This window comes from Pseudomonas sp. WHRI 8519 (assembly GCF_040224055.2).
In the GTDB taxonomy this organism is placed as follows: domain Bacteria; phylum Pseudomonadota; class Gammaproteobacteria; order Pseudomonadales; family Pseudomonadaceae; genus Aquipseudomonas; species Aquipseudomonas putida_X.
Genome location: NZ_CP167996.1, coordinates 328,120 through 341,563, shown reverse-complemented (window position 1 = coordinate 341,563; position 13,444 = coordinate 328,120). Strand labels below are relative to the sequence as shown.

11 protein-coding genes are annotated in these 13,444 nt (G+C 62.7%); 6 read left to right on the top strand and 5 right to left on the bottom strand.

The annotated features are described in order from the left end of the window. Positions 1 to 105 precede the first annotated feature (105 nt). On the top strand, positions 106 to 2,559 hold the full coding sequence (locus tag ABRP30_RS01645; protein ID WP_267820349.1) for a penicillin-binding protein 1A: 2,454 nt from the start codon (positions 106 to 108) through the stop codon (positions 2,557 to 2,559). Positions 2,560 to 2,834: 275 nt separating this feature from the next. On the opposite strand, the gene ABRP30_RS01640 is transcribed toward ABRP30_RS01645, so the two are convergent. From ABRP30_RS01640 to rpmE, 3 genes are all read right to left on the bottom strand, one after another. Then, on the bottom strand, positions 2,835 to 4,103 hold the full coding sequence (locus ABRP30_RS01640; RefSeq protein WP_241805102.1) for a malic enzyme-like NAD(P)-binding protein: 1,269 nt from the start codon (positions 4,101 to 4,103) through the stop codon (positions 2,835 to 2,837). A 179-nt stretch (positions 4,104 to 4,282) separates the two neighbouring features. Continuing rightward, complete coding sequence (locus ABRP30_RS01635) at positions 4,283 to 5,104, bottom strand: thermonuclease family protein (protein ID WP_267820345.1); 822 nt, start codon at positions 5,102 to 5,104, stop codon at positions 4,283 to 4,285. Between the two features lie 2 nt (positions 5,105 to 5,106). Next, positions 5,107 to 5,322: a 50S ribosomal protein L31 gene (gene rpmE, locus ABRP30_RS01630; RefSeq protein ID WP_039603147.1), complete on the bottom strand. Its 216-nt coding sequence runs from the start codon at positions 5,320 to 5,322 to the stop codon at positions 5,107 to 5,109. Positions 5,323 to 5,489: 167 nt separating this feature from the next. Here rpmE and ABRP30_RS01625 point away from each other — a divergent pair, with 167 nt between their 5' ends. The 3 genes from ABRP30_RS01625 to ABRP30_RS01615 all read left to right on the top strand — a co-directional run bounded on the left by ABRP30_RS01625 (position 5,490) and on the right by ABRP30_RS01615 (position 10,369). Further along, positions 5,490 to 7,709 carry a primosomal protein N' gene (locus ABRP30_RS01625; RefSeq protein WP_267820341.1) on the top strand — a complete coding sequence of 740 codons (2,220 nt, stop codon included), beginning with the start codon at positions 5,490 to 5,492 and terminating at the stop codon, positions 7,707 to 7,709. Positions 7,710 to 7,932: 223 nt separating this feature from the next. Beyond that, positions 7,933 to 9,669 (top strand): arginine--tRNA ligase, encoded by a 1,737-nt coding sequence (argS, locus tag ABRP30_RS01620; protein ID WP_267820339.1) that lies wholly within the window; start codon positions 7,933 to 7,935, stop codon positions 9,667 to 9,669. 1 nt (position 9,670) lies between these two features. Next, entirely contained in the window at positions 9,671 to 10,369 is a 699-nt protein-coding gene (locus ABRP30_RS01615) for an SPOR domain-containing protein (RefSeq protein ID WP_267820337.1), read from the top strand. A gap of 44 nt (positions 10,370 to 10,413) precedes the next feature. On the opposite strand, the gene ABRP30_RS01610 is transcribed toward ABRP30_RS01615, so the two are convergent. Continuing rightward, positions 10,414 to 10,833 (bottom strand): TM2 domain-containing protein, encoded by a 420-nt coding sequence (locus ABRP30_RS01610; RefSeq protein ID WP_267820335.1) that lies wholly within the window; start codon positions 10,831 to 10,833, stop codon positions 10,414 to 10,416. 176 nt (positions 10,834 to 11,009) lie between these two features. Between ABRP30_RS01610 and ABRP30_RS01605 the strand changes: the two genes are divergently transcribed. Beyond that, entirely contained in the window at positions 11,010 to 11,636 is a 627-nt protein-coding gene (locus ABRP30_RS01605; RefSeq protein WP_267820333.1) for a C40 family peptidase, read from the top strand. 35 nt (positions 11,637 to 11,671) lie between these two features. On the opposite strand, the gene ABRP30_RS01600 is transcribed toward ABRP30_RS01605, so the two are convergent. Further along, positions 11,672 to 12,670 carry a PilT/PilU family type 4a pilus ATPase gene (locus ABRP30_RS01600; protein WP_349975945.1) on the bottom strand — a complete coding sequence of 333 codons (999 nt, stop codon included), beginning with the start codon at positions 12,668 to 12,670 and terminating at the stop codon, positions 11,672 to 11,674. A gap of 65 nt (positions 12,671 to 12,735) precedes the next feature. Here ABRP30_RS01600 and ABRP30_RS01595 point away from each other — a divergent pair, with 65 nt between their 5' ends. Further along, positions 12,736 to 13,422, top strand: a complete 687-nt coding sequence (locus tag ABRP30_RS01595) for a YggS family pyridoxal phosphate-dependent enzyme (RefSeq protein ID WP_349975944.1) — start codon at positions 12,736 to 12,738, stop codon at positions 13,420 to 13,422. Positions 13,423 to 13,444: the final 22 nt, after the last annotated feature.

The window sequence follows — 13,444 nt, the reverse complement described above, 5'->3', positions numbered from 1 at the left end:
CCCGGCCGGTCACCCGGCGAGGCGAAAAATGCTTATAATGCCCAGCGTTTTTTCGTCCGCCGGCTCCGTGCGCAACTCACCCCTCAACCTGGACACCCAAAAGCCTTGATACGCCTGCTGAAGTTCTTCTGGTGGTCTTTCGTCGCAGTCATCTGCGCGCTCGTACTCGGTGTGAGCGGTGCGTTTCTGTATCTTAGCCCCAACCTGCCGTCGGTCGATTCGCTCAGAAGCATCCAGTTGCAGATACCCCTGAGGGTGTACAGCAGCGATGGCAAGCTGATCGCTGAATTTGGCGAAATGCGCCGCTCGCCCATCCGCTTCGCGGACATTCCCCCGCAATTCATACAGGCGCTTCTGTCAGCCGAGGACGACAATTTCCTCAATCACTACGGCGTCGACCCGGGCAGCCTGATGCGCGCCGCGACCCAACTGGTGAAAACCGGTCACATACAGACCGGCGGCAGCACAATTACCATGCAGGTGGCGAAGAACTACTTCCTCACCAGCGAGCGCAGCTTCTCGCGCAAGACCAACGAGATTCTGCTGGCCCTGCAGATCGAGCGCGAACTGACCAAGGACGAGATCCTTGAGCTGTACGTGAACAAGATCTACCTGGGCAACCGCGCCTACGGCATCGACGCTGCCGCACAGGTTTACTATGGCAAGTCGATCCGTGACGTGAGCCTGGCGCAGATGGCGATGATCGCTGGCCTGCCCAAGGCGCCGTCGCGCTTCAACCCTCTGGCCAACCCGGCGCGCGCAAAAGAGCGCCGCGACTGGATCCTGGGCCGCATGTACAAGCTCGGCAAGATCGACGAGGCGAGCTACCAGGCCGCCCTGGCCGAACCGCTCAACGCCAGCTACCACGTATCGGCACCAGAGGTGAATGCGCCCTACATCGCCGAGATGGCCCGGGCTGAAATGGTCGGCCGCTATGGCAGCGAGGCGTATACCGAGGGCTTCCGCGTCACCACCACCGTGCCGAGCGACATGCAGGAAATGGCCAACAAGGCCGTTCACGGTGGCCTGTCCGATTATGATGAGCGCCACGGCTACCGCGGCCCTGAATCGCGCTTCCCGGGCAAAGGCCAGGCTGCCTGGCTGCAGGAATTGAACAAGCAGCGCACCTTGGGCGGGCTGGAACCGGCCATCGTCACCCAGGTCGAGAAGAGTGGCCTGAAGGTGCTGACCCGTGGCGGCAAGGAAGAAGACATCGCCTGGGACACCATGAAGTGGGCGCGGCCGTTCATCAATAGCAATGCTCAGGGCCGGGCGCCACAATCGCCGGCGGATGTGGCCCAGGTCGGCGACCTGATACGCGTGCAGCGCCTGGACGACGGCACACTCAAATTCAGCCAGGTGCCGGCAGCGCAGAGCGCGCTGATCACGCTGGACCCTTACAACGGCGCCATTCGTGCACTGGTTGGCGGCTTCTCGTTCGAGCAGAGCAACTACAACCGCGCCATGCAGGCCAAGCGCCAGCCCGGTTCGAGCTTCAAGCCCTTCATCTATAGTGCGGCACTGGACAGCGGGTATACCGCCTCCAGCTTGGTCAACGACGCGCCGATCGTGTTCGTCGACGAATCCCTGGACAAGGAATGGCGGCCCAAGAATGACACCAACACCTTCCTCGGCCCGATTCGTATGCGCGAAGCGCTGTACAAGTCGCGCAACCTGGTATCGATCCGCCTGCTGCAGGCCATGGGCGTAGGCCGCACCATCGACTACATCACCAAGTTCGGCTTCAACAAGCAGGACTTGCCGCCCAACCTTTCGCTGGCATTGGGCACCGCGACCCTGACGCCGATGGAAATCGCCACCGGCTGGAGCACCTTCGCCAACGGTGGTTACAAGATCAACCCGTACCTGATCGAGCGCATCGAGAGCCGCAACGGTGAGACGCTGTTCACCGCCAACCCTGCGCGCGTGCCGCAGGGCGCCGAGGACGATGCGGGCCTCGCTGCACCAGAGCAACCGATCAGCACGGCGTCGCTGCCAGGTGAGGGGCAGTCGGCTGCGAACCAGCCGGCCCCTGCTCCACAAGTGCCGGTAACCGCCGAGCAGATCATCGATGGCCGTACCACCTATATCCTGACCAGCATGCTGCAGGACGTAATCAAACGCGGCACCGGGCGCCGTGCCCTGGCCTTGGGCCGTACGGACCTGGCGGGCAAGACCGGCACCACCAACGAGTCCAAGGATGCCTGGTTCTCTGGCTACAATGCCGATTACGTCACTACCGTGTGGGTAGGTTTCGACCAGCCGGAAACCCTGGGCCGCCGCGAATATGGCGGGACGGCTGCACTGCCGATCTGGATGAGCTTCATGGGCGCGGCGCTCAAGGACAAACCCAACCATCCGCCTGCAGAACCGGAAGGCATCCTCAGCCTGCGGGTCGACCCGGTGAGCGGCCGCGCCGCCTCCCCGAGCACGCCTAACGCCTATTTCGAGCTGTTCAAAGCTGAAGATTCGCCCCCCTCGGTTGACGAACTCGGCAACGGAGCAGCCCCGGGCAGCCCCCTCCCAGCCGACGAAGCGGCGCCCATGGATCTGTTTTAAGCGGCAAGCCTCAAGCGGCAAGCGGCAAGCTGTTCTCGGCTGACTGACCCACCGCGCCAGTCAATGCTGACGCGGTCAGGCTTGTAGCTTGTATCTTGAGCTGCAAGCTGCAAGCGGCAAGCGGCAAGCTGTTCTCGGCTGACTGACCCACCGCGCCAGTCAATGCTGACGCGGTCAGGCTTGTAGCTTGCAGCTTGAAGCTTGCAGCTTGCAGCTTGCAGCTCGAAGCAAAAAAAAACCGGCTCATTTGAGCCGGTTCTTTTTTGCGCCTTGCTTCAGCCGTTGAACACTTCGTCCACGCTGTTGAGCGGGTAGTGCTTCGGATATGGCAGGGTAGCTACGCCGGATTCGATGGCAGCCTTGGCTACGGCATCGGAAACGACGGTGATCAGGCGGGCGTCCAGTGGCTTCGGAATGATGTACTCACGACCGAACTCCAGGCCTTCCACGCCATAGGCTTCGCAAACTTCCTTAGGCACCGGCAGCTTGGCCAGGTCCTTCAGTGCGATGGCTGCGGCGATCTTCATTTCTTCGTTGATACGCTTGGCGCGAACGTCCAGGGCACCACGGAAGATGAACGGGAAGCCCAGCACGTTGTTGACTTGGTTCGGGTAGTCGGAACGACCGGTCGCCATGATCACGTCGCTGCGGGTGGCATGAGCCAGCTCTGGCGAGATCTCCGGGTCCGGGTTCGAGCAGGCGAACACGATCGGGTTGGCAGCCATCGACTTCAGGCCTTCCGCGCTCAGCAGGTTCGGGCCGGACAGGCCAACGAATACATCGGCGCCGTCCAGTGCATCAGCCAGGGTGCGCTTGTCGGTAGCGTGAGCGAACTGGGCCTTGTACTGGTTCAGATCGTCACGGCCAGCGTGGATAACGCCGCTGCGGTCGATCATGAAGATGTTTTCGACCTTGGCACCCATGCTGACCAGCAGCTTCATGCAAGAGATGGCGGCAGCGCCAGCCCCCAGGCAGACGATCTTGGCGTCTTCAAGCTTCTTGCCCGCGATTTCCAGGGCGTTGATCATGCCGGCCGCGGTAACGATAGCGGTGCCGTGCTGGTCATCGTGGAACACAGGGATGTCGCACTGCTCGATCAGGGTGCGCTCGATCTCGAAGCACTCTGGCGCCTTGATGTCTTCGAGGTTGATGCCACCGAAGGTGATCGAGATGCGGCGAACGGTGTCGATGAACGCTTGCGGGCTTTCCGACTCGACTTCGATATCGAATACGTCGATACCGGCGAAACGCTTGAACAGAACGCCCTTGCCTTCCATGACCGGCTTGGAAGCCAGTGGGCCAAGGTCACCCAGACCGAGGATGGCGGTGCCATCAGAAATAACTGCAACAAGGTTGCCCTTGCCAGTGTATTTGTAGGCCAGCTCAGGATCACGGCCAATTTCACGCACCGGTTCTGCAACGCCTGGGCTGTAGGCCAGGGCGAGATCACGGGCGGTGGCAGTGGGCTTGGAGAGCTCGACGCTCAGTTTCCCCGGACGAGGTTGAGCGTGGTATTCGAGAGCGGCGGTTTTCAGGTCTGACATGGTGGGCATTCCGCTATTTACTGTTCTGACGGACCGCCGAGGATACGCAAAGAGCCGGGGAGCCACAAGACTGGCCGGTCACTTGTGTCAAGGCCTTTAGCCTAAGACTTTACGCTATAACACACGGGGGCATTCGAACTACAGTGTGTACAATCTAACAGCGAAATGTCTACATCTTTTCAGCTCGAAATACGTTCAAGCATGCTCGGATCGGTGATTGGTAACACCCAGCGTCGCTGCCCCGGCTTGAGCCCACCCTTGCGGGAACGATCCAGCACCCAGCCACGCGCCTCGACCTGGCGTCCTTTGAGGTTATCGAAGAAGCCGGCGGGGAAGTTGCGTTGCAGACGAGCGGGAACCTGCAACACCACGTCGGTTTCCAGCTCCAGCCAGATGCCACCACGATTGCGCGCAATATTGCGAATACTGCCGCCGATCACCGCAAAGCCCGACTGGCGGACCTGGCTGGCGCGCAGCACCGGTGAACTGCGCCAAAGGCCAGCGCCTGCCTTGCGCGCTGATTGCTCGGCCAGCTGTTGGCAGGCCACCAGGCGCACATTGGGCGCAACCGCGACGCGGTAACCAAGCCCCTCGCTAAGCAACCGCGCTTCAAGATTGTCGCCATTGCGGGCGTAAACGTGCGCCAGGGTCCGCCCATACTTGTCCTTGGGCTCGACGCCGGGCACCAACCAGACACGGCCGTCGCTGGCCTTGACCAGCGCTTGCAAACGCTGCTTGGCAGTCACTGCAAAAGGCTCGCTGGCGCGCCCCTTACGCCCGACCTCCGGGGCGTTGATGCCAATCATGCGCACACTGCGACCGTCGGTAAGGCGCAGCGTGTCGCCATCGACCACCTGGCGCACCGCCGCGCTCTGCGGCCCGTCCGGCAACGGGCAAAACGCCAGGGCCGACATCTGCCAAAGAGCGCCCACAAAAAAGGCGCCCACAAGGGGCGCCTTTTTCAGCAACAACGCGAAACCCGAAGGGTTCGCCATGCGCATGATTACTTCTTGGTACCGAACATACCGAAGCGATCGGCGAAGCGCTGAACGCGGCCACCGGTGTCCAGCACTTTCTGCTTACCGGTGTAGAACGGGTGGCACAGGTTGCAAACGTCGATCGCCAGGGTGTTGCCCAGGGTCGAACGGGTTTCGAATTTGTTGCCGCAGCTGCAGGTCACAGCAACTGCTTCGTAGTTCGGATGAATATCAGCTTTCATGGTCACTTCCTCGAGCTGCGTGCCGCCACCCAACACCAATTGTTGAATACCGCACGTAATTAGGCGGGGAATAATACCAGAGCGCCGCCTCGACGCAAGTTGTCGCTTGCACCGACTGTCGTCTGCTAGGCTCGCCAGTCTTTGAAACGCCCTGCGAGACCTTACGCGTGTCCGACGTCATTCTACGCCTTGCCCTGCCTTCCCCCCTGCGTCGCCTGTTCGATTACAGGGCGCCGGCGAGCATGGCGCGCCAGGCACTGACCCCCGGAATGCGCATCCGCGTGCCGTTCGGCCGCCGCGAGATGATCGGCGTGCTGGTGGAGGTCTGCGACCACAGCGAGGTCCCTGCCGACAAGCTGAAGCCGGCCAGCGCCCTGCTCGACCCGGTTTCACCGGTCCCTGCACCGCTGTTCAAGCTGTGCCTGTGGACAGCCCAATACTACCAGCACAGCCTCGGCGACACCCTGAGCTGGGCTTTGCCGACCTTGCTGCGCCAAGGCGAGCCGGCCGAGATGCGCCAGGAGCGCTTCTGGCACGTGGCCCCAGGCGCCCGCCTGGAAGACCCGCGCATCGCCCGCGCACCGCGCCAGCGGGACGCTCTCAGAACGCTGGCGCAGCACCCGCACGGCGTCGCGCACAGCCTGCTGAGCAAGCTCAACCTCAACAAGGACAGCCTTGACCTGTTACTGGCCAAGGACCTGGTTCAGCTCGAAACACGCCGTCACCTGCCGGAACAGCGCCATGAGCACTGGCTGGCCCAGCCGGAACTGCCGCTAAACGAAGAGCAGCGAGTGGCCTTCGAGGCCGTGCGCGATGGCTTTGACGGCTTCAATGCGTTTCTGCTGGCTGGCGTTACCGGCAGCGGCAAGACCGAGGTCTACCTGCAACTGATCCGCGAAACCCTGGAGGCTGGAAAGCAGGCGCTGGTGCTGATCCCGGAAATCAACCTCGGCCCGCAAACCCTGGCGCGTTTCGAACAGCGTTTCAACGCACGCATCGCCCTGGTGCATTCGGCCGTCAATGACCGCGAACGCCTCGACGCCTGGCTGGCGGCGCGAGATGGCGAGGCCGATATCATCATCGGCACGCGTTCGGCGCTGTTCACGCCGATGAAGAACCCGGGCCTGATCATCATCGACGAGGAGCATGACGGCTCCTATAAACAGCAGGAAGGCCTGCGCTACCACGCCCGCGACCTGGCGATGGTGCGCGCGCACCAGGAAAACATCCCGATCCTGCTCGGCTCGGCCACCCCGTCGCTGGAAACCCTGCACAATGCCCTGACCGGTCGCTACCGCCTGCTGCGCATGAACCAGCGCGCCGGAGGCGCGCGCCCACCACGCATGCTACGCCTGGATGTGAAAAGCCTGCCGCTGGACAGCGGCATCAGCGGCCCGCTGCAACAGGCCATCCGCCAGACACTGGAAGCAGGCCAGCAAGTGCTGGTTTTCCTCAACCGCCGTGGCTTCGCCCCGACGCTGCTGTGCCACGACTGCGGCTGGCTCAGCGAATGCCCGCGCTGCGATGCGCGCATGACCGTGCATCAGCGCGCCGGCGTACTGCGCTGCCACCATTGCGGCTACGACGAACGCCTGCCGCACCAGTGCCCCAAGTGCAACCATGTCGACTTGCGCCCGGTAGGTGCAGGTACCGAGCGCGCCGAGGAACGCCTGAAGGTCTTGTTCCCCGATTACCCGATCCTGCGGGTCGACCGCGACAGCACGGCCCGCAAGGACGCCATGCACAATTTGTTCAGCACCATCCAGCGCGGCCAGCCGAGCATCCTGGTCGGGACGCAGATGCTGGCCAAGGGGCATCACTTCCCCCGGGTTACCTTGGTCGCGATTCTCGATGCCGATGGCGGGCTGTTCTCTGGTGACTTCCGCGCCACCGAGCGCATGGCACAACTGATCGTGCAGGTGGCCGGGCGCGCCGGGCGTGCCGAGGAGCCCGGCAAGGTGGTCATCCAGACGCACCTGGCCGACCACCCGCTGTTGGTGCAGTTGACCGAGCAAGGCTATTTCGCCTTTGCCGAACAGGCCCTGGACGAACGCCGCGCCGCCGGCCTGCCACCGTATTCCCACCTTGCCCTGCTGCGCGCCGAAGCGCACAAGCCCGGGCAGGCCGAAGGCTTCTTGGACGAAGCCTGCAGCGCAGCGCAGCGCCTGGTGACGGAGCAACACTTGCCTGGCATTGAACTGTTGGGCCCGGTGCCTGCTCCGATGGAGCGCAAAGCCGGGCGCTTCCGTGCGCAGCTATTGATACAGGCCGAAACCCGGGCACCACTGCATCGTCTGATCAGTGCCTGGCTACTGGTGCTGGAGCAGCTTCCAGGCGGCCGGCAAGTACGCTGGTCGCTGGATGTCGACCCGGTTGACCTCTATTGAGCGGCAAGCGGCAAGCTGCAAGCGGCAAGCAAGAGCAGGCCGGTGGCGATCGCGCTTTTTCTTGCAGCTTGCAGCTTGAGGCTTGCGGCTTGCGGCTTGCGGCTTGCGGCTTGCGGCTTGAAGCTTGAAGCTTGGCAACCCGAGCCCAGCAACGGATAATGCCCAGTTTTTCCACCTGCGCACCCAGGCGCTCCTCCGCGCTAGCGGTCGAAAAGAGATCCCAATGAAAGACACCATTCGCCAGCTGATCCAGCAAGCCCTCACCCAACTCGTCACCGACGGTGTGCTGCCTGAAGGGCTGTCGCCGGCGATCCAGGTGGAAAACGCCCGGGACAAGACCCACGGCGACTTCGCCAGCAACATCGCGATGATGCTGGCCAAGCCGGCCGGCATGAAACCACGCGACCTGGCCGAAAAGCTGATTGCAGCCCTGCCGGCCAGTAGCGACATCAGCAAGGTCGAGATCGCCGGCCCAGGTTTCCTCAACTTCTTCCAGAACACCGACGCCCTGGCCAACCGCCTGGATGCCGCCCTGGCCGATGCACACCTGGGTGCGCGCAAGGCTGGCCCTACGCAGAAGGTCGTGATCGACCTATCGGCGCCGAACCTGGCCAAGGAGATGCACGTCGGGCACCTGCGCTCGACCATCATCGGTGACAGCGTCGCCCGCGTCCTGGAGTTCCTGGGTGATGAGGTCATCCGCCAGAACCACGTGGGCGACTGGGGTACTCAGTTCGGCATGCTGCTGGCCTATCTGGAAGAAAACCCGATCACCAGCGACGAGCTGTCTGATCTGGAAAACTTCTACCGCGCGGCCAAGAAGCGCTTCGACGAGTCCGAGGATTTCGCCACTCGCGCCCGAGGCCTGGTGGTCAAGCTGCAGGCCGGCGACCCCGAGTGCATGGCGCTGTGGACGCGCTTCAAGGACATTTCACTGTCGCACTGCCAGAAAACCTACGAGCTGCTCAACGTCAAACTGACCATGGCCGACGTGATGGGCGAAAGCGCCTACAACGCCGACCTCGCCAACGTGGTGGCCGACCTCAAGGCCAAAGGCCTGCTGGTCGAGGACCAAGGCGCCCAGTGCGTGTTCCTCGAAGAGTTCAAGAACAGCGAAGGCGAGCCGTTGCCCGTGATCGTCCAGAAGGCCGACGGCGGCTACCTGTACGCCACCACCGACCTGGCAGCCGTGCGCTATCGCAGCAATGTGCTCAAGGCCGACCGCGCGCTGTACTTCGTCGATCAACGCCAGGCCCTGCATTTCAACCAGGTGTTCGAAGTGGCGCGCCGCGCCGGTTTCGTCGGCCACCCGATGCAGATGGAACACATGGGCTTCGGCACCATGAACGGCGCCGATGGCCGCCCATTCAAGACCCGCGATGGCGGCACCGTGAAGCTGATCGACCTGCTCACCGAGGCCAAGGACCGTGCCTACGCCCTGGTCAAGGAGAAAAACCCGAGCCTGGCCGAGGACGAACTGCGCCGCATCGGTGAAGTGGTCGGTATCGGCGCGGTGAAATACGCAGACCTGTCGAAGCACCGTACCAGCGACTACAGCTTCAACTTCGAGCTGATGCTCAACTTCGAAGGCAATACCGCGCCTTACCTGCTGTACGCCTACACCCGCGTGGCCGGCGTGTTCCGCAAGCTGGGCAAGGGCTTTGACGAGGTGGATGGCCACATCGTGCTGCAGGCTGCCCACGAGCAGGACCTGGCTGCACGCCTGGCGCAGTTCGGTGAAGTCCTCAACAACGTTGCCGAGAAAGGCACCCCGCACGTGTTGTGCACCTACCTGTACGACCTGGCCGGCCTGTTCTCCAGCTTCTACGAGAATTGCCCGATCCTCGCCGCCGAAACCCCCGAGCAACAGCAGAGCCGTCTGCGCCTGGCGGCCCTGACGGGGCGCACCCTGAAGCAAGGTCTGGAGCTGCTCGGCCTGGAAACCCTGGAGCGCATGTAAGTTGGCTGCCAAGAAAAAACCAGCTCCCAAGCGCGGCGCAAGCCGCACCCAGGCACCGGCCAAACAGCCGATTCCCGGCTGGATATGGCTGGCAGTCGGCCTGACGGTCGGCGCCTTCATCGTCTTCCTGATGAAGCTCGAGCCTGGGGGCGGCGACATCAAGCGCGCCCAGCCCGATCAGCAGAAGCCCGCGAAAGTGGCCGAAGCGGGCAAGACCGCGACGGCCACGACGCAGCAGCCGGTAAAGCCCAAGTATGACTTCTACACCCTGCTGCCCGAGTCGGAAGTGATCGTGCCGCCAGAAGCCGTGCCTGAGAAGACGCCGCCTGTCCCAGCCCAGCCGGTGACCCCGGTCACACCTGCCGAAGCGGCGAAAATCGACACTGCGCGCGCCCAGGCCGCACTGCTGGGCCAGACGCCACCGCCGGCGCCACCAGTGATCAAACCTGCAGCCACCACGCAGTACTTCCTTCAGGCGGGCTCGTTCCGCAAGCAGGCTGACGCCGACAGGGTGCGGGCGCAGATCATCCTGCTGGGCCAGACGGTGAAGGTGGAATCAGGCACGGTCAAGGATGAAACCTGGTACCGCGTGCTGGTCGGCCCCTACAGCAACCGCGAGCAGTTGACCGGTGCGCAGAAGCAACTGGCCGGCGCAGGGTTCAGCAACCTGCTACTGCAGCAGCGGCAGACCCGCCAGTAACGAAAAAGGCCTTGTCGCTCAGCGTGACAAGGCCTTTTTTGTGCTCAACGGCGCTCGGCGTTGGCCTGGGAAATCTGGCCGTTCAGCGTCCAGAAGTCATACAGCACACCCACCAGGAACAGGCCACCGGTAAAGAAGTAGATGATCGCGGTGATCCACTTGCCCTGGTACAGGCGATGCACGCCAAAAATGCCGAGGAAGGTCAGCAGTACCCAGGCAATGTTGTAGTCGATGCGCCCAGACTGGAAGCGTAAGTCGGCCTCCCGGTCCATCGACGGGATCAGGAACAGGTCGATCAGCCAGCCTATGCCCAGCAAGCCCAGCGTGAAGAACCAAATGGTCCCGGTGATCGGCTTGCCGTAGTAGAAGCGGTGCGAGCCGGTGAAGCCGAAAATCCACAACAGGTAGCCAATGACCTTGCTGTGGGTGTCGTGAAACGGCGCCCCGTGTTCATAACTGTTCATTCATAGCCCCCATGGGTTAGCCGAAAATTTTCTAAAAAAAAATGTGACTTTTTCGCGGCAGGCCGACGTACGGCAACATGACAATCGACCAACGGATCAAAAATTGATCGAAAAGCTGTTATAAAGTTGCGCGCCAACACCAAAACCACTATTAAAACTTCACAAGAGCTTCATCTATGCCGCCTTTGTTAAAGACATGGCTGACCCTCTGCCTATTATTGCCCCTGGCCGCCCACGCCACCAACCGTGAGCAACGTCTTCCAAATGGTTTCACCGGCTATACCACCAATGCCACGGTGAAACGCGCACCGAGCAAGCACATCGCGATGCGTGCACGCGCCACTAACGCTGGCCAGGTGCACAACCTGCCGGTCGCCGCCATGTCGCCGAAACAGAGCAGCGACGTGCTCAGCCGCGCCGTGAATGTGCTCGGCACCCCTTATGTTTGGGGCGGCAGCAGCCCTAAAAAAGGGTTCGATTGCAGCGGGCTGGTCAAGTATGCCTTCAACGAGGTGGCTGACGTCGACCTGCCGCGCACCTCCAATGCCATGGCCAAGGGCCACGGCGTGAAGGTGGCCAAAAGTGACCTGAAGCCTGGCGACCTGATCTTTTTCAACATCAAGAGCCGCCGCGTCAACCACGTCGCCATCTACCTGGGCAACGATCGCTTCATCCACGCACCGCGCCGCGGCAAGCGGGTGAGCATCGACAACCTGAGCAAGCCTTACTGGCAGAAGCATTACGTCGTGGCCAAGCGGGTGCTGCCGAAGCAGCCGCAGCAGTTGGCTCTGGCCAAGCGCTGACCTGCCAGGCGACCCATCGATTGCTGGGGCCACCGCTACACGGCCCCGATCAATCCCTGGGCCTTCAATCGCTGCAATGCCCCCTCCATCGTGCGCATACCCTGCGCAGCACCCGCCTGCATCACCGAATTCAATTGCGCCATGCGCCCCTCGCGGATGAGGTTGCGCACCGCGGGCGTACCCACCAGCACCTCCCGGGCTGCCACCCGCCCGCCCCCCGCACGCTTGACCAGCACCTGCGCAACCACCATGCGCAATGACTCCGCCAACATCGCCCGCACCAGCGGTTTCTCCTCGGCGGCAAACACGTCCACCAGCCGGTCGACACTACCGGCAGCCGAGCGCGTATGTACGGTTGCCAGCACCAGGTGCCCGGTCTCCGCAGCCCGCAACGCCAGGCGAATCGTCTCCAGGTCGCGCAATTCGCCAATGACAATCACGTCCGGGTCCTGACGCAAGGCGCTGCGCAACCCTTGGGAAAAATCGCGGCAGTGTCGACCTATCTCACGCTGATTGACCAGGCTTCGCTGGCTGCTGTGGATAACTTCGACAGGGTCTTCGAGGGTGATGATGTGCAAGGGCCGCTGCCGGTTCAGCTGATCGACCAGCGCCGCCAACGTGCTGGACTTACCACTGCCGGTAGTCCCACCGAGCAGAATCAGGCCGTCAGTCCACTGCGCAACAGAACGAAACACATCTTCAAGGTCGAGCTCGTCAAGTGTCGCGATCCGCTTCGGGATCAAGCGAAAGGTGGCCGCCGGGCCATTCAACTGGCGAAACAGGTTCAGGCGAAAGCGCCCAAGCGGGGGCAGTTCCAGTGCCAGGTCCTGCTCGTCACCTTGCGCCCACTGCTGGCGCCGGCGCTCATCGAGCAGCGGCGCCAGGGCATCGGTCAACGCCACAGGCGTCATGCTCGGTAGCGCCATGCGCCGCAGTTCACCCTCCACGCGCAGCATCGGTATCTCGCCCGCGGCCAGGTGCAGGTCGCTCGCCCCTGCATCGCCAGCCCGAGCCAACAGGTCAGTCACGTCCATGAGACTCCCCAACGGCCATCAAGCAGGTAGAATGCCGCTGACTCCTGAGCCAACGGCATCGATCCATGTCCACCATAGCAGACAACCTTCGCGCCCTTGCCGCCCGTATCGATAGTGCAGCCAAGGCGGCTGGACGCGACCCGGCCAGCCTCAAGTTGCTGGCAGTCAGCAAGACCAAACCGGCCAGTGCCATCCGCGAGCTGCATGCCGCAGGGGTATGCGATTTCGGTGAGAATTACCTGCAGGAAGCCCTGGCCAAGCAGCAGGACCTGCAGGACTTGCCCTTGATCTGGCACTTCATCGGCCCCATTCAGTCGAACAAGACCAAAGCCATTGCCGAGCATTTCGACTGGGTACACTCCGTGGACCGCCTGAAGATCGCCCAACGCCTGTCTGAACAGCGCCCACCCAGCCTGCCGCCACTGAACATCTGCCTGCAAGTGAATGTCAGCGGCGAGGCCAGCAAATCGGGCTGTGCGCCCGAGGACTTGCCGGGCCTGGCCAATGCCGTGGCCACACTGCCCAACCTGCGCCTGCGCGGGCTGATGGCCATCCCCGAACCCAGCGAAGACCGCGCCGAGCAAGAAGCCGCCTTTGCCAGCCTGCGCCAGCTGCAGGAGGGCCTGAATCTTGGCCTTGATACCCTGTCCATGGGCATGAGCCATGACTTGGAAGCCGCCATCGCGCAGGGTGCGACCTGGGTGCGTATCGGCACCGCCCTGTTCGGGGCCCGCAGCTACGGCCCCGTCTGATTCCATGCTTTACTCACTCTTT